26 protein-coding genes and 1 tRNA gene are annotated in these 24,404 nt (G+C 55.7%); 9 read left to right on the forward strand and 18 right to left on the reverse strand.

Features of this window, described 5'->3' with window-relative positions:
- The first annotated feature begins 76 nt into the window (after nt 1–76).
- The 3 genes from EDF82_RS15840 to EDF82_RS15850 all read left to right on the forward strand — a co-directional run bounded on the left by EDF82_RS15840 (nt 77) and on the right by EDF82_RS15850 (nt 2,246).
- The gene (locus EDF82_RS15840; RefSeq protein WP_123756487.1) at nt 77–967 is read left to right on the forward strand and encodes a LysR family transcriptional regulator; all 891 of its coding nucleotides are present in this window, start codon (nt 77–79) and stop codon (nt 965–967) included.
- A 49-nt stretch (nt 968–1,016) separates the two neighbouring features.
- Nucleotides 1,017–1,412, forward strand: a complete 396-nt coding sequence (locus tag EDF82_RS15845; protein ID WP_123756488.1) for a YidB family protein — start codon at nt 1,017–1,019, stop codon at nt 1,410–1,412.
- Between the two features lie 510 nt (nt 1,413–1,922).
- Nucleotides 1,923–2,246: a TrmO family methyltransferase gene (locus EDF82_RS15850; protein ID WP_199733699.1), complete on the forward strand. Its 324-nt coding sequence runs from the start codon at nt 1,923–1,925 to the stop codon at nt 2,244–2,246.
- Between the two features lie 628 nt (nt 2,247–2,874).
- Here EDF82_RS15850 and EDF82_RS15860 read toward each other — a convergent pair.
- Nucleotides 2,875–2,950 (reverse strand) — tRNA-Phe (locus EDF82_RS15860).
- Between the two features lie 105 nt (nt 2,951–3,055).
- Nucleotides 3,056–3,769, reverse strand: a complete 714-nt coding sequence (locus EDF82_RS15865; protein WP_123756490.1) for a DUF554 domain-containing protein — start codon at nt 3,767–3,769, stop codon at nt 3,056–3,058.
- 438 nt (nt 3,770–4,207) lie between these two features.
- Between EDF82_RS15865 and EDF82_RS15870 the strand changes: the two genes are divergently transcribed.
- Nucleotides 4,208–6,346: an ornithine decarboxylase gene (locus tag EDF82_RS15870; protein ID WP_123756491.1), complete on the forward strand. Its 2,139-nt coding sequence runs from the start codon at nt 4,208–4,210 to the stop codon at nt 6,344–6,346.
- Between the two features lie 69 nt (nt 6,347–6,415).
- Here the strand turns inward: EDF82_RS15870 and EDF82_RS15875 are convergent, their stop codons facing one another.
- The 4 genes from EDF82_RS15875 to mutY all read right to left on the reverse strand — a co-directional run bounded on the left by EDF82_RS15875 (nt 6,416) and on the right by mutY (nt 10,407).
- Entirely contained in the window at nt 6,416–7,675 is a 1,260-nt protein-coding gene (locus EDF82_RS15875; protein WP_123756492.1) for a nucleoside permease, read from the reverse strand.
- A gap of 237 nt (nt 7,676–7,912) precedes the next feature.
- Nucleotides 7,913–8,998, reverse strand: coding sequence for a membrane-bound lytic murein transglycosylase MltC (gene mltC, locus EDF82_RS15880; protein ID WP_123756493.1), 1,086 nt, complete (start codon nt 8,996–8,998; stop codon nt 7,913–7,915).
- Nucleotides 8,999–9,048: 50 nt separating this feature from the next.
- A complete protein-coding gene (locus EDF82_RS15885) occupies nt 9,049–9,321 on the reverse strand; it encodes an oxidative damage protection protein (protein ID WP_123756494.1) in 273 nt (90 codons plus the stop codon).
- A 27-nt stretch (nt 9,322–9,348) separates the two neighbouring features.
- Nucleotides 9,349–10,407: an A/G-specific adenine glycosylase gene (mutY, locus tag EDF82_RS15890; RefSeq protein WP_123756495.1), complete on the reverse strand. Its 1,059-nt coding sequence runs from the start codon at nt 10,405–10,407 to the stop codon at nt 9,349–9,351.
- Between the two features lie 136 nt (nt 10,408–10,543).
- Between mutY and trmB the strand changes: the two genes are divergently transcribed.
- Genes trmB through EDF82_RS15905 form a run of 3 tightly spaced genes read left to right on the forward strand, consistent with a single transcriptional unit; the run spans nt 10,544 to nt 12,359 of the window.
- On the forward strand, nt 10,544–11,263 hold the full coding sequence (trmB, locus tag EDF82_RS15895; protein WP_123756496.1) for a tRNA (guanosine(46)-N7)-methyltransferase TrmB: 720 nt from the start codon (nt 10,544–10,546) through the stop codon (nt 11,261–11,263).
- The gene (locus EDF82_RS15900) at nt 11,263–11,589 is read left to right on the forward strand and encodes a YggL family protein (RefSeq protein WP_123756497.1); all 327 of its coding nucleotides are present in this window, start codon (nt 11,263–11,265) and stop codon (nt 11,587–11,589) included. Before trmB ends, EDF82_RS15900 begins: the two co-directional genes overlap by 1 nt.
- A gap of 50 nt (nt 11,590–11,639) precedes the next feature.
- Entirely contained in the window at nt 11,640–12,359 is a 720-nt protein-coding gene (locus EDF82_RS15905; RefSeq protein WP_123756498.1) for a DUF2884 domain-containing protein, read from the forward strand.
- Nucleotides 12,360–12,412: 53 nt separating this feature from the next.
- Here the strand turns inward: EDF82_RS15905 and EDF82_RS15910 are convergent, their stop codons facing one another.
- From EDF82_RS15910 to EDF82_RS15945, 8 genes are all read right to left on the reverse strand, one after another.
- A complete protein-coding gene (locus EDF82_RS15910) occupies nt 12,413–13,660 on the reverse strand; it encodes a sugar ABC transporter permease (RefSeq protein WP_123756499.1) in 1,248 nt (415 codons plus the stop codon).
- Nucleotides 13,661–13,664: 4 nt separating this feature from the next.
- On the reverse strand, nt 13,665–14,501 hold the full coding sequence (locus tag EDF82_RS15915) for an ATP-binding cassette domain-containing protein (protein WP_123756933.1): 837 nt from the start codon (nt 14,499–14,501) through the stop codon (nt 13,665–13,667).
- A gap of 58 nt (nt 14,502–14,559) precedes the next feature.
- Nucleotides 14,560–15,609, reverse strand: coding sequence for a sugar ABC transporter substrate-binding protein (locus EDF82_RS15920; protein WP_123756500.1), 1,050 nt, complete (start codon nt 15,607–15,609; stop codon nt 14,560–14,562).
- 314 nt (nt 15,610–15,923) lie between these two features.
- A complete protein-coding gene (hemW, locus tag EDF82_RS15925; protein ID WP_123756501.1) occupies nt 15,924–17,063 on the reverse strand; it encodes a radical SAM family heme chaperone HemW in 1,140 nt (379 codons plus the stop codon).
- Nucleotides 17,056–17,649 (reverse strand): XTP/dITP diphosphatase, encoded by a 594-nt coding sequence (locus tag EDF82_RS15930; RefSeq protein WP_123756502.1) that lies wholly within the window; start codon nt 17,647–17,649, stop codon nt 17,056–17,058. Before EDF82_RS15930 ends, hemW begins: the two co-directional genes overlap by 8 nt.
- 12 nt (nt 17,650–17,661) lie before the next feature.
- The gene (gene yggU, locus EDF82_RS15935) at nt 17,662–17,952 is read right to left on the reverse strand and encodes a DUF167 family protein YggU (protein WP_123756503.1); all 291 of its coding nucleotides are present in this window, start codon (nt 17,950–17,952) and stop codon (nt 17,662–17,664) included.
- Complete coding sequence (locus EDF82_RS15940) at nt 17,949–18,515, reverse strand: YggT family protein (RefSeq protein ID WP_123756504.1); 567 nt, start codon at nt 18,513–18,515, stop codon at nt 17,949–17,951. Before EDF82_RS15940 ends, yggU begins: the two co-directional genes overlap by 4 nt.
- A 17-nt stretch (nt 18,516–18,532) precedes the next feature.
- The gene (locus tag EDF82_RS15945; protein WP_123756505.1) at nt 18,533–19,237 is read right to left on the reverse strand and encodes a YggS family pyridoxal phosphate-dependent enzyme; all 705 of its coding nucleotides are present in this window, start codon (nt 19,235–19,237) and stop codon (nt 18,533–18,535) included.
- 16 nt (nt 19,238–19,253) lie between these two features.
- Here EDF82_RS15945 and EDF82_RS15950 point away from each other — a divergent pair, with 16 nt between their 5' ends.
- On the forward strand, nt 19,254–20,234 hold the full coding sequence (locus EDF82_RS15950; RefSeq protein WP_123756506.1) for a type IV pilus twitching motility protein PilT: 981 nt from the start codon (nt 19,254–19,256) through the stop codon (nt 20,232–20,234).
- Nucleotides 20,235–20,568: 334 nt separating this feature from the next.
- Complete coding sequence (locus EDF82_RS15955) at nt 20,569–21,222, forward strand: LuxR C-terminal-related transcriptional regulator (RefSeq protein ID WP_123756507.1); 654 nt, start codon at nt 20,569–20,571, stop codon at nt 21,220–21,222.
- A gap of 74 nt (nt 21,223–21,296) precedes the next feature.
- On the opposite strand, the gene ruvX is transcribed toward EDF82_RS15955, so the two are convergent.
- The 4 genes from ruvX to rsmE all read right to left on the reverse strand — a co-directional run bounded on the left by ruvX (nt 21,297) and on the right by rsmE (nt 24,376).
- The gene (ruvX, locus tag EDF82_RS15960) at nt 21,297–21,713 is read right to left on the reverse strand and encodes a Holliday junction resolvase RuvX (protein WP_123756508.1); all 417 of its coding nucleotides are present in this window, start codon (nt 21,711–21,713) and stop codon (nt 21,297–21,299) included.
- A complete protein-coding gene (locus EDF82_RS15965; RefSeq protein ID WP_123756509.1) occupies nt 21,713–22,276 on the reverse strand; it encodes a YqgE/AlgH family protein in 564 nt (187 codons plus the stop codon). The genes ruvX and EDF82_RS15965 overlap by 1 nt, the downstream gene beginning before the upstream one ends.
- A gap of 400 nt (nt 22,277–22,676) precedes the next feature.
- Nucleotides 22,677–23,624: a glutathione synthase gene (gshB, locus tag EDF82_RS15970; RefSeq protein WP_123756510.1), complete on the reverse strand. Its 948-nt coding sequence runs from the start codon at nt 23,622–23,624 to the stop codon at nt 22,677–22,679.
- 20 nt (nt 23,625–23,644) lie between these two features.
- Entirely contained in the window at nt 23,645–24,376 is a 732-nt protein-coding gene (rsmE, locus tag EDF82_RS15975) for a 16S rRNA (uracil(1498)-N(3))-methyltransferase (protein ID WP_123756511.1), read from the reverse strand.
- Nucleotides 24,377–24,404: the final 28 nt, after the last annotated feature.

Consider the following 24,404-nt stretch of genomic DNA (forward strand, 5'->3'; position numbering starts at 1 on the left):
GCCTCTATTCTTTAATGAAACAGGAATCGGATAAACTGGCTAAAAGTTAGATGATTACTAACCAGAGGTTTGCAATATGGATAAGCTGCGCGGAATGGAGATACTCATCGCCGTGGTGGAATGCGGTAGCTTCACCGATGCGGCATCGCGGCTGGAGATGTCGGCGGTGATGGTCGGGAAATACATCGCCAATATCGAGCGCCAGCTCGGCACCCGACTGCTTGAGCGCAATACCCGCCGCCAGAGCCTGACCGACGCCGGGCGGGTCTATTATGAGGAAGCCAGGCGGGTTGTGGAACAGGTCGCCATTGCCGAACGCTCGGTCGAACGGCTGCGGCTGGCGCCCGCCGGGACGTTGCGTATTAGCGCGCCAACCTCCTTTGGCGCCTGTGTGATCGCGCCGCTCACCGCCAGCTTTTTGCAGCGCTGGCCGGATGTACGCATCGAGCTGGATCTGACCAACCGGATGGTCGATCTGGTGGATGAAGGCATCGACCTGGCGATCCGTATCGGCGATATTCACAACCGCGATCTGGTGGCGAAATATCTCTGTCCATACCGCATGGTGATCTGCGCCGCTCCCGATTATCTGGCCCGCTACGGTACGCCGCTCACCCCGGCGGATTTGGCCAGCCATCGCTGTCTGTCCCATACGGTATGGACCGCGCGCAACGAGTGGATATTGCCGGGCGAACAGGACGCGGTGCGCTGGAAGCGTGATGCGGTGCTGCGCTGCAATGACGGGCACGGCCTGCGAATGGCGGCCATCGCCGGTGCCGGGTTGCTATTACAGCCGGAAGTCCTGCTCAGCGAGGCGCTTGCCAGTGGCAAACTGGTGCGGGTACTGGACGCCTACACGCCTCAGTCACGACCGGTCCATTTGCTGTGGCGTCAGGATCTGCGCCCGTTGCCGAAGCTGAGCCGCTTTGTGCAGCACGTGATGACCGCGTCGGAACGTGATTTATGAACTACGCTTATCCCGTCATTCATTCACGACACAGTTCACGGAGTCTGTCATGGGGTTACTTGATCAGATTGGCGGCATGCTGGGTGGGCAGGCCGGTAAAGCGGAGCAGCTGCAGGCCATTATGAGCTGGATCCAGCAGCAGGACGGTATTCAGGGCGTACTGGAGAAATTGCGCGGCGGCGGGCTGGGAGAGATCGTCGAATCGTGGATCGGCCAGCAGAACAACTTGCCGGTTTCCCGCGATCAGGTGTCGTCGGCGTTAGGATCCTCCGCGCTGCAGGATCTGAGCGATAAGCTGGGGATCGATCCGCAAACAGCATCGTCGGTGATTTCTGAGTATCTGCCTAAAATCGTCGATGGCTTATCACCCAACGGCGAGGAGCCTGCCCAGCAGGACCTGCTGTCAGAAGGCATGAACCTGCTTAAAGGTAAGCTGTTCGGCTAAGGATGGGGGCGGGGTAAGTGGCGTGCCGCAGATCGTCGCACGGCATTTGCTATTGGCCCTGTATTCCTGAACGCACAGACCCGCCTGACAGGCGGGTTTTTTATCCGTGCACCTTTCTTCGCATTGAACATCGTTCAAACTTACATTTGATATGTTGAAATAAAGGTTTTTGAGATACCGTCATGCACCAGTTGAGATAACTAAACATCATGGCTCAATTTAAGCACTTTGAACTTTCCCTTCTTAACCCCAGCTTTGACTCCCCTTTGCCACTTATGCTGTCACGCTGATTATGCCGTGCCTGATAATATGAAGAACAGTACTACCCGCCACGGCTGGTATTCACTATTGCTGGGTAAGATCACTCGTATGCCATTATTAAAAGATGGGTTCAGTTAGCCTTTTTATAAAAATAATCCTTCCACCATTTATAAAGTTTCCCTACACTAATTTTACAGCGCTGTTTTTAACTAACCTACTGATTAAATTGCTAATTTTTAGCGAGGGATTATGAGCACACTCAAAATGGAGTCGATTGGTCAGGTTGTTGTCAATCAAGATATGTATCGCCTTGTGTTAAAACCAGAGTATCGTGCAGCGCTGGCAACATTGGAATGCATTCCCCACATGCAGGTTTTATGGTGGTTTAATCATTGTGATAATTCCAGATCACGTAATGTACTTACGGTAGACACCCCTTATCTACATGCACCAAATATAGTAGGAATATTTGCAACGCGTTCACCTGAACGGCCGAATCCTATCGCATTAACCTGTTGCCAAATTACCTATGTGGATATTGAAAAAGGGGAGGTAGGATATAAGTTATATTGACGCTGAGAATGGTTCACTATTACTTGATATTAAGCCTTATATGCCAAGCTTCGATCGGCTTGAACATATAGGAGAACAGCCTGATTGGTTTTCTAATTGGCCAGATAGCATCGAAAAATCACGTGATTTTGACTGGGCCAGAGTGTTCAACTTTGAAAATTAATCAATGAAAGTGAAAACACCTACACCTACACCTACGCGTAGGTGTTTTCTTCAGCCAGCTGTTTGCCGACCTGAATTCGATGAAGAGTCCGTATTGCAGAAAACAAAAAACCCGCCATAGGCGGGTTCTTCTAAATAGTGGTGCCCGGACTCGGACTAACGCCGCAGGCGTTGAACAGCGCGCCTGTCGCGCTGGCCCCGGAAGGGGTGAGCGGTTTACCGCGAATAATCGAACGGAGTTCGATGGAGAGTCCGGTTCTCAGAAAGCAAAAAACCCGCCATAGGCGGGTTCTTCTAAATAGTGGTGCCCGGACTCGGACTAACGCCGCAGGCGTTGAACAGCGCGCCTGTCGCGCTGGCCCCGGAAGGGGTGAGCGGTTTACCCGCGAATAATCGAACGGAGTTCGATGGAGAGTCCGGTTCTCAGAAAGCAAAAAACCCGCCATAGGCGGGTTATTCTAAATAGTGGTGCCCGGACTCGGAATCGAACCAAGGACACGGGGATTTTCAATCCCCTGCTCTACCGACTGAGCTATCCGGGCAACGGGGCGCATTAAAACCGATCCGCCTCGCTGCGTCAACGAAATTTATTCAATTTGATGCAGACTGCACAATCTATCACCAGTTCGAATTAAAAGCACGCATCTTCAGGCGAAAAATGCCGTCCAGGCCAGTGATATCGGCATTGCCAGCAGCAGGGCGGGCAGCATGTTCACCACCGCAAACATCTTAATTCCGCAGATGCGCAGACCCGTTGCCAGCAGCAGCATCCCGCCAACGGCGGTAAAATCTGCCATCATCATCGGCGTTGTCAGCGGCATAATCAACGAGGCGCAGGCCGCCAGCGACAGCTGAATAAGCAGCATCGGTACGCTAATCGCGGAAACCGCAAACCCAAGGGTGCAGGCGAAAATCGTGGCGGTGAAAAAGTCGAGAAAGGCCTTAGCGATCAGTATGCTGGCATCGCCGGTCATGCCCTCGCGCATGGCACCAAAAATCCCCGTACCGCTGGCGCAAAACAGCACGATAATAGCGACGTAGCTCTGTATAAACGACGCATTCACCGGGGCCTTGGTTTTGCCTTTCGGCGTGAGCCATTGCTGGAGCTTGCTCACCAGGGTATTGACGCCTTTTTCCATGTTACAGGCTTCGCCAAGCAGCGTTCCCACCAGCGTTGATAGCACCATTACCGGCAGGTTGGCGCACTTGATCACCAGCAGAATACCAATGCCCAACGAGGCCAGACCAAAAATAGAGGTCATCGACGTGCGGATCCGCTCCGGCAGTCTCTGGCTCAATAGCGCACCCAGAATACCGCCCAAAAGGACCGCGCCGGCGTTAATAAAAGGTCCTGTAACCACTGTGAAGCTCCTGTTCATTGTCCCTGATCACCGCGTTATTATGACCTGAAAGTGCGGTAAAGGCCTGCGAATATGCCAGCAGATTGCATACAGATTTCATCTTGCGCGGGTATGTCAAAGGTGACATTATTGCGCGAATTTTCTTCTCTTCAACCATGAGGCCGCTGGGATGCTAACACCGTCTGTATATCGCCACTGCCGCAGCGCACATGTGCATCAGCTGCCTCATCTTGCTACGCTATCTTCTGATGACCTGCCACCCATGCGGTGACGGCAGCGCATGCTCACTGCAGGACAACAGTAAGAGCGGACCCGGTCTGTTTTTACTGATGTCGGGCGGTCGGAGCTGGGATCCAGTCAGACCCTGACAGTTCGTTGGGCAAGGCATTAACGCCTTGCCTGAAGCCTTTTACTCTCCCGAAACGGGTATTCGCGCTAATGAAATCCATGCACATTGCCGCCAGCCACGCGCTGGTTTCTCATCTCTCCACCCACCGCAGCGTGGTGGCGCTGGACAGTACTGATTTTACCGATGTGGCGGCAGTCGTCATTACCGAAGCGGACAGCCGCAGCGGCATCCTCACGCTGCTTAATCGCAGCGGTTTTAATCTGCCCGTCTATCTGCTGAGCGATGCCAGCCCGGCAAAGCCACAGGGCGTAACCGCAGTCATCACCGGTAAAGAACAGGAGTGGCTTGAGCTGGAAGCCTCCGCCTGCAGCTACGAAGAACGTCTGCTGCCGCCGTTTTTCGATACCCTGACCCAGTATGTTGAAATGGATAACAGCACCTTCGCCTGCCCGGGACATCAGCACGGTGCTTTCTTTAAAAAGCACCCGGCAGGCCGTCAGTTCTTTGATTTCTTCGGCGAAAATGTGTTTCGTGCCGATATGTGCAACGCCGATGTTAAGCTCGGCGACCTGCTGATCCACGAAGGATCGGCCAAGCACGCACAGAAGTTCGCGGCGAAGGTCTTCAATGCCGACAAAACCTATTTTGTCCTCAACGGCACCTCGGCGGCGAATAAAGTGGTGAGCAACGCTATGCTGACGCGCGGCGACCTGGTGCTGTTTGACCGCAACAACCATAAATCCAACCATCATGGCGCGCTGATTCAGGCCGGGGCAACGCCGGTCTATCTCGAAGCCTCGCGCAACCCGTTTGGCTTTATCGGCGGCATCGACGACCACTGCTTTGACGAAAGCTACCTGCGCAAGCTGATTCAGGAAGTGGCGCCGGAGAAAGCCGATGCGCCGCGTCCGTTCCGCCTGGCGGTGATCCAGTTGGGCACCTACGACGGCACGGTCTACAACGCGCGTCAGGTGGTCGATAAAATCGGCAGCCTCTGCGATTACATCCTGTTTGACTCCGCATGGGTAGGCTACGAACAGTTTATCCCGATGATGGCGGACTGCTCGCCGCTGCTGCTCGATCTGCATGAAAACGATCCGGGCATTTTCGTCACGCAGTCGGTGCATAAGCAGCAGGCCGGGTTCTCGCAAACCTCGCAGATCCACAAGAAAGATAACCACCTGCGTGGCCAGGCGCGGTTTTGCCCGCACAAGCGGCTGAATAACGCCTTTATGCTGCACGCCTCGACCAGTCCGTTTTACCCGCTCTTTGCGGCGCTGGATGTTAACGCCAAAATCCACGAAGGGGAGAGCGGCCGTCGCCTGTGGGCGGAGTGCGTGGCGCTGGGGATTGAAGCGCGTAAAGCGATTATCGCCCAATGCAAAATGATCCAACCGTTTGTGCCGCCGCAGGTGGCAGGACGTCCGTGGCAGGACTATCCCACCGAAGAGATCGCGGCTGAACGTCATTTCTTCAGCTTTGAGCCAGGCGCCCGCTGGCACGGTTTTGAAGGCTACGCCCAGGATCAGTACTTCGTCGACCCTTGCAAACTGCTGCTGACCACGCTGGGCATCGATGCTGAAAGCGGTGAATATACTGACTTTGGCATCCCGGCGACGATTCTGGCGCACTATCTGCGTGAGAACGGTATCGTGCCGGAGAAGTGCGACCTCAACTCGATTCTGTTCCTGCTCACCCCTGCCGAGAGCGCCGAAAAGCTGGCTCAACTGGTGGCGATGCTGGCGCAGTTCGAACAGCATATCGAAGCCGACACCCCGCTGGCCGACGTACTGCCGACCATCTATAACAAATACCCGGTTCGCTATCGCGACTATACCCTCCGTGAGCTGTGTCAGGAGATGCACGACCTGTACGTCAGTTTTGAGGTGAAAGACCTGCAAAAAGAGATGTTCCGCAAACAGAGCTTCCCGCGCGTGGTGATGAACCCGCAGGATGCAAACCGCGAGTTTATCCGCGGTAACGTTGAGCTGGTGCGTTTGAGCGAGGCCGAAGGCCGCGTTGCCGCCGAAGGGGCGTTACCGTACCCGCCGGGCGTGCTGTGCGTGGTGCCGGGGGAAGTCTGGGGCGGCCCGGTGCTGCGCTACTTCCTGGCGCTGGAAGAGGGCGTCAATATGCTGCCTGGTTTCTCGCCTGAATTGCAGGGGGTCTACAGTGAAACGGACCCTGATGGCATCAAGCGGCTGTATGGTTACGTGCTGAAGGCTTAAAAAAAACGCCCCGTCGGGAAGGCGGGGCGCTGCATAGTGTTGCTTTCTGGTATCGCTACCCGTGGCGTATTAATGCGCGGTGGTAGCCTGTGCGCCTGCCGGTGCGCGGACGTGTTTGTACTTAAACAGGGCGATAAAGGCGATAGCCAGCACCAGTGAGTATGCCGCAAAGATCAGCCATACCGGCTGCCAGTCGGTGATACCATTGGTGGTATACATCTCCACCACTTTCCCGCTCACCACGCCGCCGAGGATGCAGCCGAAGCCGTTGGTCATCATCAGGAACATCCCCTGGGCGCTGGCGCGGATTTCCGGGCGCACTTCTTTCTCGACAAATACCGAACCAGAAATGTTGAAGAAGTCGAAGGCGCAGCCGTAGACAATCATCGACAGCACCAGCAGCACGGTACCGAACGGCGTCGGGTCGCCATAGGCAAACAGACCGAAGCGCAGCATCCAGGCGAAGATACTGATGATCATCACATTCTTGATGCCGTAGCGGCTCAGGAAGAACGGGATGGTCAGAATGAACAGGGTTTCCGAGATTTGCGAGATCGACATCATCACCGACGCGTGCTCAACGATAAAGCTGCCGGAGAACAGCGGGTTGTTATCGAAGCTGTGCAGGAAGGTGTTCCCGAACATGTTGGTGATTTGCAGCTCAGCGCCTAACAGCATTGAGAAGATAAAGAAAATCGCCATGCGCTTGTTTTTGAACAGGGCAAACGCGTCCAGGCCCAGCATGGTGCTCCAGCTCTGGTTTTTCTGCTGATTCGAGACCGGGATATGCGGCAGCGTCAGGGTGAACAGCGCAAGGACAATGGAGAGCGCTGCGCCGATATACAGCTGCATATGGCTCAGTTCAAAGCCGGCAAAGCTCACGCCCCACATGGCGATGATAAAGCCGATGGTGCCCCAGATACGGATCGGCGGGAAATCGGTCACGATATCCATACCGGCGGATTTCAACCGGTAGTAGGAGATGGTATTGATTAAGCCCAGCGTTGGCATATAGGCCAGCGAGTTAAGCAGGATGACAAAGAACATTTCTCCTGGCGTGGTGACCTGGGCCGCCATAAACAGCGTACCGGCTCCCACCAGGTGACACAGCGCATACACCCACTTTGCGCTGACCCATTTATCCGCCACGATCCCCAGCAGCGTCGGCATCAGAACCGCCGCAATACCGAGCGAACTATACACGGCACCGATAGACGCGCCATCGAACTTGAGCGTCACAAACATATAGGAGCCGAGTGTTGTCAGCCAACTACCCCACAGGCAGAACTGCAGAAACGACAAAATTTTAAGCTGCAGCTTAAGGTTCATGTTATTTTCCTCACAAAATGGCGGGGTTCTTGTTTTGTTAATTACATACAGGGTTGCTGTTTGATGCGATTCTATCAGCCCCGGTGGTTATGTTTTGTTACCTTCCGCAAAAAAATGCAATCCAGATTAGCTTGCAGATTAAATTGTGATGCAAATAACATTTTCGTATGAAGTGCAGGCGAGGGCGATGGAATACCCGGCCCTTTCTGGTCGCGAAAGGGCGGGTGGGGAGGACGTTTATTTCCGGCGGTAGGACTTCTGCGCGGTATTTACCTTATACAGGTAACGGCGTGATTCTGCGGACGGATGGCGATTGGTGATGGTGGAGTAAACATCACCCGGCGTCATGCTGTTAATGATGTTAGCGGCCTGAACCTTATCGCTGGAGAAGATGCGCAGCACGCTGCCCGCTCCCCCGTTATAGGCGGTGATCACCGCATAGCGCCGCGAGGTCGGGTTATCGATGCCTGACAGATAGACGTTATTCAGCATCGCCAGATAGGCGGTGCCGGTATCGATGTTATTTGCCGGGTCGAACAGATAGCTACGGCTTGGCAGCCCCGATTTACCCTGCGAACGATAGACGTCTTTCCCGGCGCTGTGCTGAACAACCTGCATCAGGCCCAGCGCATCGGCATGGCTGACGGCATACGGGTTAAAGGACGATTCCGTCTGCATAATCGCCAGAATCAACGACTCATCCACGCCATATTTCCGCGCCGACTGACGAACGTAGCCGATGTACTTATGCGCACGTTTGTCGAGGTGGTTGGGCACCAGATTGATGGTAATGCTGTAGATGATGCGCAGGCCGTTGCTGCGACTTTTCAGCCGCGTCTGCAGCAGATAGTCGGCATAGCGCGAGGCGCGCCACTCCCAGCGGATCGGATCGCCGTGGTTATCGACCACCTGGCCGTACAGGAACGGCTCTTTCGAGATCTGAATATCGTCGGCGTCGGAGTAGAGATCGATGGAACCCGGATCGTCGCCCATCAGCAAGGTCTTAATGATCGTCTGGCGTAAACGGCCGGTCGGATCGGTACCTGCGATGGTCTCGACGGTAATGGTCCCCTCATCAAAGTTGATGTGGCTACGGGTCTGATACTGATCGGTGTATTTGACGTAGTCCTTCGGCCCGGCGAGCAGGACTTCTTTATAACCCCAAATATTTTCAATGTTATGGGCAAACTGCCCCATCAGAATATCGAAGCCGTTGGTGTCCTTGACCCAGGCTTCGTTATACCCGGCGCCCTTTTTATTAGAGCTGGAACACGAAACGAGCAAAGGCGCGATGAGCGCTAGCGCTAAATATTTTTTCATCATTCCGGGAGTGTGCGTTGTGTTTGTTGTGCTTAAGGGTCATCTGACGACGACTATTTTTCTGGCGGCGTGTAGCCTTCAATGTGCACATCTTTCCCTTCAAACAGGAACTTGATCATCTCTTGTTCCAGCAGCTTGCGGTGTTCCACGTTCATCATGTTGAGCTTCTGCTCGTTGATTAACATGGTCTGCTTATGCTGCCATTGCGCCCAGGCTTCTTTAGAAATCTCGTTATAGATACGTTTGCCTAGCTCGCCCGGATACAGCTGGAAATCCTGGCCATCAGCTTCACGCTGCAGGAAAGTACAAAAAATCGTTCTGCTCATTAGTGATCCTCTTTGTTCGCCAGAAAGCTATGCCAGCGCCCCGGCTTTCAGTTGTTGCAACAGGCGCTCGACGGGAGCGGCCAGTCCGACCGACGGTGGCTGCGCTAAGTTATACCAGAGTGCGTTGCCTTCATCCATGCATGACCCGGATGAATCTACCTTAAGCCACATCGGGACGATATCCAGATGAAAGTGGCTGAAAGTATGGCGGAACGCGGTCATCTGCGTCAGAGTATCGGCCTTAATTTGCCGCTGAGCCAGCCATTCACGCAGTGCGGACTCCTCCTCAAACTGCGGAAAGCAGAATAATCCGCCCCACAATCCCACCGGCGGACGCTGGGCAAGAAACACCTCATTACCGTGCTGCATCAGCAGCAAATAGCCGGTACGTTCCGGAATAATCTGTTTCGGTTTTTTGCCAGGATATTGCGCCCAGGAATGGTTTGCATAGGCAATGCAGCCATTATGCAGCGGGCAAATTTCGCATTTGGGCTTTGAACGGGTGCAGACAATCGCCCCGAGATCCATCATCGCCTGGTTAAAACGCTCGACCCCGTTGGCCAGCGTGACCTCTTCGCTGATCTGCCACAGACGCTTCTCCACCTCTTTTTTCCCCGGCCAGCCGCTAACCGCGTAGCAGCGTGCCAGCACCCGCTTGACGTTGCCATCGAGAATGGGGAAATGCTGGCCGAGAGAAAGCGATAAAATAGCGCCCGCCGTCGAGCGCCCGACGCCGGGCAGCGCGGCCACTTCGTCAAAGGTCTGGGGGAATTCACCGCCGTGCTGGTTGGCCACCTGCTGCGCGGCCTTATGTAGGTTACGCGCGCGGGCGTAATAACCCAGCCCGGTCCACAGGTGCAGGACTTCATCCAGCGGCGCCGCAGCCAGGTCGGTCACCGTCGGGAAGCGCGCCATAAAGCGTTCAAAATAAGGGATAACCGTTGTGACCTGGGTTTGTTGCAACATCACTTCGGAGAGCCATACTTTGTAAGGCGTTTTGCCGATTTGCCACGGCAGGGTTTTACGGCCGTATTTGTCGTACCAGTCCAACACCTGGGTTGAAAATTGCGCGGCGAGAAAAGTCAAAGGTACAGCTCCGGAATCGCGAGAACAGGGTGGCAGATTGCAGCATAAGGGCGACAGGCTGTAAACCCTTGCATCCGTCGGGTAACTTTGGATAATGCCCGTTTTCCGAACACTTTCACAAGCAGACTTAACTTTTATGAAAAACGACGTCATATCTCCGGAATTCGATGAAAACGGCCGCCCGCTGCGCCGCATTCGTAGCTTCGTCCGCCGCCAGGGGCGCCTGACTAAAGGGCAACAGCACGCGTTGGATAACATTTGGCCGGTGATGGGCGTTGAATTCAACGAAGCGCCACTCGACTTCTCCGCGCTGTTTGGCCGCGAAGCGCCGGTGACCCTGGAAATCGGTTTCGGCATGGGCGCCTCGCTGGTGGCGATGGCGAAGGCCAAACCCGAGCAGAATTTCCTCGGTATTGAAGTCCACTCGCCTGGCGTCGGGGCATGTCTGGCCTCCGCAGAAGAAGAGGGCGTCCAGAACCTGCGCGTCATGTGTCACGATGCGGTGGAAGTGCTGCACACCATGATCCCGGATAACTCCCTGAATATGGTGCAGCTGTTTTTCCCTGACCCGTGGCATAAAGCGCGTCATAATAAACGCCGTATCGTCCAGGCACCGTTTGCTGAGCTGGTTAAAAGTAAGCTGAAGCTGGGCGGCGTCTTCCATATGGCGACCGACTGGGAAGCCTATGCAGAGCACATGCTGGAAGTGATGTCATCGCTCGACGGCTATCGTAACCAGTCGGAAAGCAACGATTACGTACCGCGCCCGGAATCGCGCCCGGTAACCAAATTTGAACAGCGTGGTCATCGTCTTGGCCACGGCGTATGGGACTTAATGTTCGAGAGGGTAAAATAATGGCAAAAAATCGTAGCCGTCGTCTGCGTAAAAAAATGCATATCGATGAGTTTCAGGAGATCGGTTTTTCCGTTGCATGGCGTTTCCCAGAAGGGAGCACTGAAGATCATATCGACCAGACCGTGAACGATCTGATCGATGAAGTGATTGAGCCGAACAAGCTGGCGTTTGACGGCAGCGGCTACCTCTCCTGGGAAGGTCTGATCTGCATGCAGGAAATCGGCAAGTGCACGGAAGAGCATCAGGCTCTCGTGCGCAAGTGGCTGGAAGATCGCCAGCTCGCCGATGTACGCACCAGCGAACTTTTTGACGTCTGGTGGGACTAAGTTTGACAAGGGTCGGCAATTGCCGACCCGTTTTGTCTTAAGGGAGCTTTATGATGCGCAAAACGCTGTTGGCGGTGGCATTGTCCGTTACCGCTCTGTCCGCGCATGCGGACTACCAGTGTAGCGTCACGCCGCGTGACGATGTGATCCTCAGTCCGCAAAAAGTACAGGTTAAAGGGGAGAACGGCGATCTGGTGATAATGCCGGACGGCAACCTCACCTGGAACGGAAAGTCGTATACCCTGACTGCGGCCCAGCGCGAGCAAGCACAGGATTATCAGGCCGGTTTGCGCAGCAGCCTGCCGTGGATTGATGAAGGCGCGCGCACCAGAGTCGAAAAAGGGCGTCAGGCGCTGGATAAAATCATCACCGAACAGGTGGGCGCCAGCAGCAGCATGCATGGCCGCCTGACCAAGCTCGACGCGCAGCTTAAAACCCAGATGAACCGGGTTATCGAACATCGCAGCGACGGCCTGACCTTCCACTATAAAGCGATCGATCAGGTGCGGGCCGACGGTCAGCAGCTGGTGAACCAGGCGATGGGCGGCATCCTGCAGGACAGCATTAACGAGATGGGCGCCAAAGCGGTGCTGAAAGGCGGCGGCAACCCGTTACAGGGGATCCTCGGCAGTCTCGGCGGCCTGCAAACGGCGATTCAGGAAGAGTGGAAAAACCAGGAAGCGGATTTCCAGAAGTTTGGTAAAGACGTGTGCAGCCGGGTGGTCTCCCTGGAAGACAGCCGCAAGGCGCTGGTGAGCACTCTGAAGTAACGCCTTTCGCGGTGTGCCACGGTCAGCGCCGGGACACACCGCATTCAGTTCACTCAGGCACGCCCGTGGGAAACACGAGAGCGGCGGGCCAGAGAGTCAATAATCACCGCAATCGCCAGTACGCAGCCGGTAATGATGTAGCGCAGCGACGACGGCAGATTCAACAGCGTCAAACCATTCGAAATTGCCTGAATCACGATGATCCCCAGCAGCGCGGACCACGCGCTACCGCGTCCACCGAACAGGCTGGTACCGCCGATGACCGCGGCGGCAATCGCGTTCAGGTTCACATCGCCGGTCCCGGCCTGCTGGCTGGCGGAGGCGAGACGAGACGCCGCCAGAATCCCGCCGAAGGTCGCCAGGGTGGTACAGAGCATAAAGGCGCTGACGTAGATGGCCCGCACGTTGATCCCCGAGCGGCGAGCGGCCTCGCGGTTGCCGCCGACGGCAAACATCGAACGCCCCCACTGGGTACGCTTGAGCGCATAGTTGAGTACCATTACAAACGCCACGAACAGGCCGAAGATCCAGGGTACACCGCGCCCGAGGTTTAGATAGAACACGGCGGCTTCAAAAATCGCCGTTAACACAATGGCGCGCAGCAGCAACGAGCCGACAGCTTCCGCCGAGAGGTTCGCCGCCAGCCGACGGGTCCGCGTTTTGAGGCCAAAAACCACCATCGCCAGTCCGGGCAGCAGCGCCATCAGGTGAGAGAACCAGCCGGGCATCACCATCAATTGCCCGAAACGCACCAACGGCGAGGCGTAGGGCAGGTTGATACTGCCGCTGGGACCGAGGATATACAGCTGCAGCCCGAGCAGCGCCAGCAGGCCGGCGAGCGTCGCCACGAAGCTTGGCATCCCGACTCGGGTATACAGTAGTGCGTAAATCAGGCCGACGCCCAGGCCGCACAGCAGCGCGACGGCGATGGCGGCGGCTACCGGCCAGCCGGCATTCACCCACAGTACACCGACTATCGCCGAGGCGAGGCCGCTCATGGAGCCGACGGAGAGGTCGATCTCTCCGAGCATCAACACGCAGACAATACCCAGCGAAATAAAGCCCACGGTGGCGCAGTCAAACAGCAGGTTGACCAGGTTATTGGGGGCGATAAACACCGGGTTGAGCCAGGTGAAAACCAATGAGATCACGATCAGGCCGGCGATGACCGGGGCGGTGCCGAGATCGCCGGTCCTGATGCGATTGATTTGCGCACGCACCACGCCGAACAGGCCATCGTTGTGCCGGACGCGCTCATCGCTACGATCCAGGGCAGGGCGAGATTCTATCTTGCTGTTCATAACGTTAACTCACTTCAGTAGAACGTAACTGTGATTTCCGTTCGACACGGCGTGACACGGCATTCTCGGTCGCACCGGTAATCGCCGCCACCAGATCCTGGTTTGACGCATCGGGAGTGAAAATGCCCTTGTTGCGACCCAGCCGCAGGACCACAATCCGGTCGGCCACCGCGCGCACGTCTTCCATGTTGTGGCTGATAATAATGACCCCGAGCCCGCGCTCGCGAACGCGTTCAATCAGGTTCAGCACCTCTGCGGTCTGCGCGACGCCAAGCGCCGCGGTGGGTTCATCGAGCATGATGATTTTGGGGTTCATCAGCAGCGAACGCGCAATCGCCACGGTCTGGCGTTGGCCGCCGGAGAGCGAAGCGATCGGCTCGCGCACCGACGGGATCCTGGCCGCCAGCTCCTGCAGCAGGGTCCACGCCCGAACCTCCATCGCAACTTCATCCAGCTGGAAAGGCGCGATCTCGTGGCCTAAAAACAGGTTGGCCACCACATCGAGATTTTCGCACAGCGCTAAATCCTGAAAGACCGTGGCAATGCCGTATTCCAGCGCTTTGCCGGGGCTGTCGAGGGTGATGATGTTGCCGTCGAATTCAATGGTCCCGGCGGTGGGCTGGTGTACGCCAGCGAGGATTTTCACCAGCGTTGATTTACCCGCGCCGTTATCGCCGACCAGCGCGACCACTTCCCCGGCATGGACTTCCAGCTCGATATCGGTCAATGCGCTGACCGCACCGAAGTGTTTCGAGACCTGACTCAGTTTCAAAATGGGTTGCCTGGTGCTGGCGACATGGTCTGGTTTTGGTGTGTGTTCGTGCGACTGTGCTTGCAACATAAAAGAGACCTCAATCATGGCGAAACTACGCCCGTCGCTGAAGACGGGCGCAGGGACATCACTGCTTCTCGATACCTAATTTCTGGCAGGCGGCGGCATAGTCGCCGCTGCAAACCTGAGCGTAGGTCTGGATCTTTTTATCGAAGATTTCCGCTTTGATATTTTTGGCGGTGATCACCGCCGGGGTAAACAGCTGCGAAGGCGTGTTGTACAGCGTGGTGCTCGCCTGCGGTTTCTTACCCTGAATGAGTTCCACGGCGACTTTTGCCGCGGCGGCGGCAACGATTTCTGACGGTTTGGAAATGGTGTTGTATTGGTCGCCGGCGATGATGAGCTGCAGTGCAGCGATGGTGGCGTCGTTTCCGGTGACCGGCGGGACGGGCTGAACGCCGGCGGCTTTGAAGGCGGCAATCGCACCGCCGCCGGTGCCGTCATTGGCGGCGACCACGCCTTTAATCTTGTCGCCAAAGCGGGTTATCTGCCCGGCGGCCCACTCCTGCGCTTTCGGCGGCGCCCACTCCGGCGTGTCAAACTCCGCCAGCGTAGCGTAGCCCGACTCTTTCAGACCACGGTGGATACCATCGCGGATCAGCCCCGCGGCGGCATCGGTCGGCGAGCCGTTAATCTGCAGAACCCCGGCCCCTGTTGGCACGCCGCTCTCTTTCAGATGGTTAACCAGCGACTGGGAAATAGCGTAGCCGATACCTTCGTTATCAAAAGAGACGTAAAAATCCGCCGGTTTGCCGGGGATTGGACGGTCATAGGCGATCACTTTCACATCCTGCGCCTGGGCATTTTCCACCAGCGCGGCGGCGGCAGAAGAGTCCACCGGGTCGAGTACGATAATCTTCGCCCCCTGGGCGATGACCGAGTTGAACTGCTGCTGTTGCAGCGTCGCGCTGGCGTTGGCGTTTTGATAAATGACCTTACAGTCCGCGCACAGCTTGCTCATTTCGGCTTTGAAGCCCGGGAAATCATGCTGCTCATATCGCGTGGAGGCCTGATCGGGCATTAAAAAGGCCACGGTCGCGGATTCTGCCGCCTGTGCCGAGGCGGCCAGGCTGCCGGAGATTGTTGCGAGTGCGATAAAAATATTACGGTAATTCATTGTATTACCCTCTTTTTTATAGGCGTGTTCCCGCCGGGGTTGAGCCGGCGTCACTCAGACTTTTTTAATAAGAGTTACCAATAATTCACATGTAGGATACTTCGGTTTTACATTTGCTCAACCGATGAAGCAGGATTACCATTGCCTAAAAAAGGAGTCAAGAAATGGAAAAATGTCGATGCAGATCTGTGACTGGTCGCAAAGAACTGAATAAAAAACCAGCAACTGATTTGACCGAAACGCGGGTGAAAAACAGGGTGGGATGAGGGCGGAAAGTGCACGAAAAAACGGGCGGTGGGGAACCGCCCGATGAATTACGCTTCGCTGAGGAACAGCTCCAGCAGCGAGTTTAAAAACAGCTTACCGTGCTCGGTTATCTGCCAGTATTGCGCATCTTCGGTCAGATAGCCCTGCGCGAGGGCAGCCTCGATTTGCGGGCGGATCGTGCTTTCATCCAGGCCGGTATAGCGGCTGAATTCTTCGCGCGGCGCCGCTTCCAGCAGACGAAAACGGTTCATAAAGAACTCGAACGGCTTATCGCAGGCTTCCACATCATGCTGGCGTTCTAGGTAACGCCCTTCCATGTAGCCGCGCGGGTGGCGGGTTTTGGCCGTACGCAGAATTCGCCCGTCCGGGAAGGTGATTTTGCCGTGCGCGCCGCAGCCGATGCCAAGGTAGTCACCAAAGCGCCAGTAGTTCAGGTTGTGCTGACACTGATAGCCAGGTTTAGCGTAGGCCGAGGTTTCGTACTGCTGGTAGCCCGCAGCGCTCAGCAGAGCATGGCCCTGCTCGTAGATGTCCCACAGCGCGTCGTCATCCGGCAGTACCGGCGGACGGGAGCCGAACAGGGTATTTGGCTCAATGGTCAGCTGATACCAGGAGAGATGCGGCGGATCGAGTTCGATGGCCTGGCGCAGATCGTCCAGCGCCTCTTCCAGCGACTGATCCGGCAGGCCGTGCATCAGGTCGAGGTTAAAGCTGCGCAGCCCGAGGCCGCGGGCCAGATGCGCCGCGCGTTTGGCTTCGTCAGGGCCATGAATACGGCCAAGGCGTTGCAGCTTAGGTTCACTAAAACTTTGTACCCCGATGGAGATGCGATTGACCCCCGCGCGCTGATACTCAACGAAGCGATCGGCCTCCACGGTGCCAGGGTTGGCCTCCATGGTGATCTCCGCATCGGCGGCCAGCGGCAGGCAGGCGCGTACACCATCCAGCAGGGTTTGCATCGCCGGGCCAGAAAGCAGGCTCGGCGTACCGCCGCCGATGAAAATAGTGCCGATTTCACGTCCCTGAGCATAGGCGGCATCGGCCCGCAGGTCGCTCAGCAGATGCTGCACGTAATCGTCGTGCGGCACCTCGCCTTTCAGCGCGTGCGAGTTGAAGTCGCAGTACGGGCATTTCTGCACGCACCAGGGAATATGAATATACAGGCTCAGAGGCGGCAAATTAGCCATTACGTAATGCTTCCAGTAACAGTTTCAAGGCGCGTCCACGGTGGGAGATCGCGCTTTTTTCTTCACGGCTGAGTTCCGCTGCGGTTTTACCCTCAGACGGCACAAAGAAGATCGGGTCGTAGCCGAAGCCACCCTGGCCTGCCGCCTGACGGGTAATCACGCCAGGCCAGCTGCCGTGGCAGACGATCGGCGTCGGGTCAGCCGCATGTCGCATATAGACCAGCACGCAGTGGAACTGCGCCTGGCGCTTGTCGTCCGGGACGTCCTGCAGGGCATCCAGCAGCTTCTCCAGGTTCTGCTGGTCGCTGGCGTCTTCGCCGCTGTAACGTGCAGAGTAGATCCCCGGCGCGCCGCCCAGGGCATCGACCGCAATACCGGAGTCGTCAGCAATTGCCGGTAAGCCGGTGATCTCAGCGGCATGGCGGGCTTTCAGAATCGCGTTTTCGATAAAGGTCAGCCCGGTTTCTTCCGCGGAATCCACGCCCAGCTCGGTTTGAGCGACGATATCCAGACCAAAATCTTCCAGCAGCGAGGCCAGCTCGCGGACCTTCCCGGCATTACCGGTGGCGAGAACAACTTTTTGCATCATTAATCCTGTTTATTCTGTCAGCGCCGCGACCGCGGTCGGGATCTGTTGCGGGTTGATGATTTTTATCTGTTTGTGGCGGCCAAGCTCTCCTTTTTCAAGCAGTACCTGGCTTTTCGCGACACGAAACTGTTTGGCGAGGAATTTAACCAGATGGGCGTTAGCCTGGCCATCAACGGGTGGTGCGGTAATGGCGACTTTGAGTTCGTCGCCATGTAACCCAACAATGCTATCACGGCTGGCCTTGGGCTGAATATACAGCCGCAACACCAGCCCGTCAGCGCAGAGTTCGACGGCACTCATAGCGCCATCCATAACCCCGGAAGCAGGACGTTGCCGGTTGCCTGCAGCAGTTCAGCGACGCCCATATTGACCACGTACAGCAGCAGAACCAGTACCATTGGCGAGAAGTCGATTCCGCCCATCGACGGCAACATTTTGCGAATCGGACGCAGCAGCGGGTCAGCCAACTGCATCAACACAAACTCAACCGGGCTGCGGCCCTGGCTTACCCAGCTCATGATAGCCATCAGCAGCAGCACCCAGAAGATCAGCAGGCCGATGGTTTTGAGCAGAATCAGCAGCGCGGAAATCCAGATAATCGGCTGGAAGGTGACCACCATAAACAGCACGATGGCTTTCACCACGCAGAGGATAAATGCGATCAGCAGCGATGAGCTGTCGATGGGGCCCATGGCCGGGATAATGCGGCGCAGCGGCCCGACGACAGGTTGGGTGACCTTAACGATAAACTGCGAAAAGGGATTGTAAAAGTCGCAGCGTGCCCACTGCATCCAGACGCGTAGCAACATGATCATTGTGTAGAGCTCAATGACGGTTGCCAGCAGGAAAGTCAACGTCTTCATGGCGTTCCTCAGATTCCTTAATTATTGCTATAGTCGCGCGCACCGAAAATTGCGGTACCGATGCGCACCATGGTGCTTCCCGCCGCGATTGCGGCTTCCATATCGTCCGACATGCCCAGAGATAATGTATCGACCGTAGGGTATTGCGTTTTCAACCGCGCAAATGCTACCGCCATTTGTTGGGCCACGGCAAACTGCCTTACATATTCTGACTCTGGTGCCGGAATCGCCATCAGCCCGCGTAGCTGCAGGTTTGGCAGGGCGGCAATCTCTGCCGCCAGGGCATCCAGCGCGTCCGGAAGAATGCCAGATTTGCTCTGCTCGTCGCTAATATTTATTTGAATCAATACGTTCAGCGGCGGTAGATGCGAAGGGCGCTGTTCACTTAGTCGCGTGGCGATTTTCAGACGATCGACGGTGTGGCACCAGTCAAAATGTTCCGCCACCAGACGACTTTTGTTGGACTGTAATGGCCCAATAAAGTGCCATTGCAGATGGCTGGCGCCGGCCTGCTGGAAGTGGCGAATTTTCTCCACCCCTTCCTGAACATAGTTTTCACCAAAAGCCACCTGGCCTGCTGCTATCGCCTCTTCAATCGCGCTCGCAGGTTTTGTTTTACTCACTGCAAGCAACATCACTTCTGCTGGATCGCGGCCGCAACGTGCGGCAGCGTCTGAGATTTTGTCCCGGACCTGTGCCAGGTTATGCGCAATATCGTTCATATTCCGAGGATGAGTTATGGAGCTGGAAGAAATCGTGGCCCTTAGTGTAAAGCATAACGTCTCCGATCTACACCTGTGCAATGCGTCACCACCCCGCTGGCGGCGACAGGGAAAACTGGAACCCGCACCATTTCATACGCCGGATATCGTGCAGCTGCTTCATGAGCGGCTTAACGATAAGCAGCTCGCGCACTGGCAGGCTGACGGCCAGGTCGATTTTGCCTTAACGCTGGCCGCCGGCCCACGGCTGCGCGTCAGCGCTTTTTGTCATACGCGTGGGATATCGCTGGCGCTGCGCCTGCTGCCGGAAAGCTGTCCTCAGCTCCCCGCGCTCCGGGTTCCGGACGCGCTGACGGAACTGCTGAATGAAGAGAGCGGTTTGATTCTGGTGACCGGCGCCACCGGCAGCGGAAAGTCCACCACCCTGGCGGCGATGGTTCATCACCTCAATCAGCAGCGTGATGGCCATATTCTGACCCTCGAAGATCCGGTGGAGTTTATACACCGCAGCGAGCGCTGCCTGGTGCAGCAACGTGAAATCGGACGTGACTGTCCCTCCTTTACTTCCGCTCTGCGGGTTGCACTGCGTCAGGACCCCGATGTTATTTTGCTGGGGGAGCTGCGCGACAGCGACACCATCCGTCTGGCACTGACTGCTGCAGAGACCGGCCATCTGGTGATGGCAACGCTGCATACCCGCGGTGCGGCGCAGGCCGTTGAGCGTCTGGTTGACGTTTTCCCGGCGCAGGAGAAAGAGCAGGTCCGCAGCCAGCTGGCGGGAAGCCTATGTGCCGTCCTCGCACAGAAATTGTTACCTACTGTGTCAGGCGACAGAATTGCGCTATACGAGCTTTTGGTGAATACCCAGGCGGTGGCAAATTTGATCCGTGAGGGGAAAACTCACCAACTGCCTGGCGTGATGCAAACCGGGCAGCAGGCCGGAATGCAGACTTTTACGCAAAGTTTTCAACAGCGTGTGGCATCCGGTCTGTTATAGGCGTTGGTTTATTATTCAGTTGTCATGCCAGTGGGGTGTTATCGCAATGTTTTATTAATGTTTGCGGCTATTGCAGTTGAATATTACTCAGCGTAAATAACCAGGCCAAATGAATGACGGTAGTCAAGCCCGTAGTGCATTGTTCTCTCATATTTAAGAAAAAAGTAAGATTATCTTTTGACACTTTTCGTAGGTTCGACTTATGCTGTTTGTGGGAATAGGACTTTTCCCATGAAATATTGTTTTAATTTGTAAATTTTTTAATTTTTTGTAATTTTAAGTTTAATTAACTTAACCGCCAAGATGGTGGGTTGCTTGCTAAGGAGAGTTTTAAGTGATTAATTTATCAGGTGATTATTCTGATTCTCGTCAGGTTTTCTTTATTACCCATCCGTCAATTCAGAGTAAGGCGTTCGCCTCGTATCTGACGGATTCATTGTCGGTCATGGTGACGATTCATAATATCAATAAGCCGCTAACTCAGCGTTTGCCGAAAGATGCTGTAATATTGTTTGATATTGCCGTGTCGAATAAAAAGCTGAATGGCCTGTGGCGGGATATTATTCGCTCTTATGCTGACAGCCCGCGTTTGCTGATTATCAACAGCGCGCAGAAATATGAACTCTATGAAATGGCGCAGTGGCCGGCACTGTACGGCGTCTTCCGCCATGACGATGATGAATCGCGCTTAATTGAGGGCGTTAAGGCCGTATTAAATGGCGAACAGACGGCTGAATTGAGCGTGATGCACCCGGCGATGTATGCCGCGGATCATGCATCGATCCCTGCGGAAAGCTCGCCGCTGACCGAGCGTGAGTGCGAAATTCTGAATGAGCTACGCTGTGGCGCCACCAATATGGACATTGCCCGGGCACTGTTTATCAGCGAAAACACCGTACGTACTCATCTGTACAACGTTTTCCGCAAGCTGAGCGTGAAAAACCGTACCCAGGCCGTCAGCTGGGCAAATGAAAATTTGCGTCACTAAGATGTTCTAACGCTCAGAGGAAGCGATGGCGCCATGCGATGTGCATAAGAAGGCACCATCCGCCTGAGGGTGATTCAGAAACCCTGCTCGAAGTAGCTTTCGAGAATAATCACTGCGGAAGCCGAATCAATACTGCCTTTGTTCAGAGCGCGGAACCCGCCGTGCTCGAAAAGCCCGGCACGGGCTTCCACGGTACTGAGGCGCTCGTCGTGTAAGGTGATTTTGACCCCAAAACGGCCATGAATCTTATTGGCAAAATTGCGCGCCCGCGCGGTTAGCGGCTGCTCGGTGCCGTCCATATTCAGCGGCAGGCCGACGATAACGGCTTCTGGCTGCCACTCTTTTAGCAGCTTTTCGATCAGGTTCCAGTCCGGCTTGCCGTCCTGCGCTTTGAGGGCCGGAAGAGGGCGGGCGGTCCCGGTAATTCGCTGACCGACGGCGACACCGATGCTTTTGGTGCCGAAATCAAAACCCAGTAATGTTCCGCTCATTATGCGTGCCCCGCGACGCCAGACATCGTCACAATATCGATACCAATCAGCTTAGCCGCGTCGCGCCAGCGGTCGGCGATAGGGGTTTTAAACAAAATATTCTGATCTGCCGGGGCCGTCAGCCAGGCATTATCCAGAATCTCCTGCTCCAGCTGTCCTTTCTCCCAGGAGGAATACCCGAGAGCGACCAGCACGTTATCGGGCTGCTTATCCGTACCGAGTGTTTCCAGCACGTCACGGGAAGTGGTAATCACCGTGTTATCAGAAATGCGAATGCTGGAGGAAAAATCAGACGGGGGCGAGTGCAGAATAAAACCGCGGTCTTCCGCCAGAGGGCCACCAAGCATCACCGGCTTATCCAGGCGAATGTCCGGGTTACGTGGCTCAGCGACAATCTTCAACTTCTCCAGAATGCCGTCAATCTGCAGGTTTTCCAGCGGCTTATTGATGATAATCCCCATGGCGCCATCCTCATTATATTCGCAGATATAGACCACGGAGCGGCGGAACATAGGATCCTGAAGAGCAGGCATGGCAATCAGAAAGTGATGCTGTAAATTCATTGTCAGAGGTTCTGTTCCTGGTTCAAAAAGCAGCAGTTAGTATGCGGGTAAACCCTGGACCTGTCGATTCAACTTTATCTTTCAGGCGACAGATGCGTTGATTTCCTCGCTCGAACCGGTCACATAGAAAACTATGCTCCCGGTTTCTCGCTGCGTCATCGCCTTCCTGTCACCCGAAATCTTTCGTTGAATCTGGCGATTATCTTTCAGGCGGCAGATGCGTTGATTTCCTCGCTCGAACCGGTCACATAGTAAACTATGCTCCCGGTCTCTCGCTGCGTCATCGCCTTCCTGTCACCCGAAATCTTTCGTTGAATCTGGCTAAAGATGCGTAGATTGTTTCGCTCGGACCAGGATTCTTATGAGGGGCATTCTGCCCCTCTGTGTGGCCTGAACCCGCTTACTTGCTGAGGCGCTTTTCGATAGCGTCCATCAGCATACCGGTGATGGAGATCGGGAATGCGGCTTCGATTTCACGCACGCAGGTCGGGCTGGTCACGTTAATTTCCGTCAGGCGATCGCCGATGATATCCAGGCCGACGAAAATCAAACCTTTGGCCTTCAGCGTCGGGCCGACGCGGCGGGCAATGGCCCAGTCGCTCTCGCTTAACGGACGCGCTTCACCGCGACCGCCGGCGGCCAGGTTGCCACGGGTTTCACCACCCTGCGGGATACGCGCCAGGCAATAAGGAACCGGCTCGCCATCGACAACCAGCACGCGCTTATCGCCATCCTTGATCGCCGGCAGATAGTTCTGCGCCATGCAATAACGGCTACCCAGCTCCGTCAGCGTTTCCGCAATCACCGGCAGGTTAGGGTCGCCTTCTTTCACGCGGAAAATGGAAGTGCCGCCCATCCCGTCCAGCGGTTTAAGAATAATATCGCCGTGTTTCTCCCAGAAGGCTTTCAACTGGGCTTTATTGCGGGTGACCAGGGTTTCCGGCGTCAGGTCGGCGAACCAGGCGGTAAACAGCTTCTCGTTACAATCGCGCAGGCTCTGCGGCTTGTTGACGATCAGCGTACCTTTATCTTCGGCGCGCTCCAGAATATAGGTGGCATAAATAAACTCGGTATCGAACGGCGGATCCTTACGCATCAGAATGACGTCGAGGTCCGCCAGCGGCAGATCCTGCTCGCCGGTGAAGTCGTACCACTTATCGTAATTTTGCTCCACGCTCAGCGTACGCGTGCGTGCGCGTGCTTCACCGTTGATTAAGTACAGGTCGTTCATCTCCATATAATGGAGTTCATAGCCGCGACGCTGCGCTTCCAGCAACATGGCGAAGCTGGTGTCTTTCTTGATGTTGATGGTTGCGATGGGGTCCATCACGATGCCGAGCTTGATCATTGTTATTCTCCGTTAACGCTTCAACCTAAGTCGCCAAAACGCACCTGCAGGGCGGTGATGGCAGTGAGCGCAGTTGTCTCTGTACGCAGAACGCGCGGTCCCAACAGAATATCAGTAAACTGGTAGCGAGCGGTCATCGCGATCTCTTCCGCCGACAGACCGCCTTCCGGCCCAATCAGCAAACGAACGCGCTCGACCGGCAGCGGCAGCGTGTTAATACTGGCGCTGGCACGTGGGTGCAGGTTGAGCTTCAGGCTATCATCCTGCTCGGCACACCAGGCTTCCAGCTGCATCGCCGGGCGAATCTCCGGCACCACGTTGCGGCCGCTCTGCTCGCAGGCGGCAATGGCAATTTTCTGCCACTGTTGGATCTTTTTCTGCAAACGTTCGGCATCCAGTTTAACGCCGCAGCGCTCGGAAAACAGTGGCGTTATGAGGCTTACACCGAGTTCAATCGACTTTTGAATGGTGAATTCCATCTTTTCGCCGCGCGACATCACCTGGCCGAGGTGGATGTGCAGCGGTGACTCGCGGTCGTCGGTCTCAGCGCTGAGCACCTCAACCAACACGTTTTTTTTGCCCGCTTCGGCAATCACCGCGTTGAACACCTGATTACTGCCGTCGAAAAGCTGAATTTCCTGGCCTTTACCCATACGTAATACGCGGCCAACGTGGTTAGCGGCATCTTCTGAAAGGGCGAGCTGGCTACCTACCGTAATCGGTTCCGGGTGGTGGATGCGAGGGATGCGCATGCTTGATATTCCGTTCTACGCGCAGGTT

The sequence above is a fragment of the Klebsiella sp. BIGb0399 genome (assembly GCF_003752615.1).
Classification (GTDB): Bacteria; Pseudomonadota; Gammaproteobacteria; order Enterobacterales; family Enterobacteriaceae; genus Klebsiella; species Klebsiella lignicola.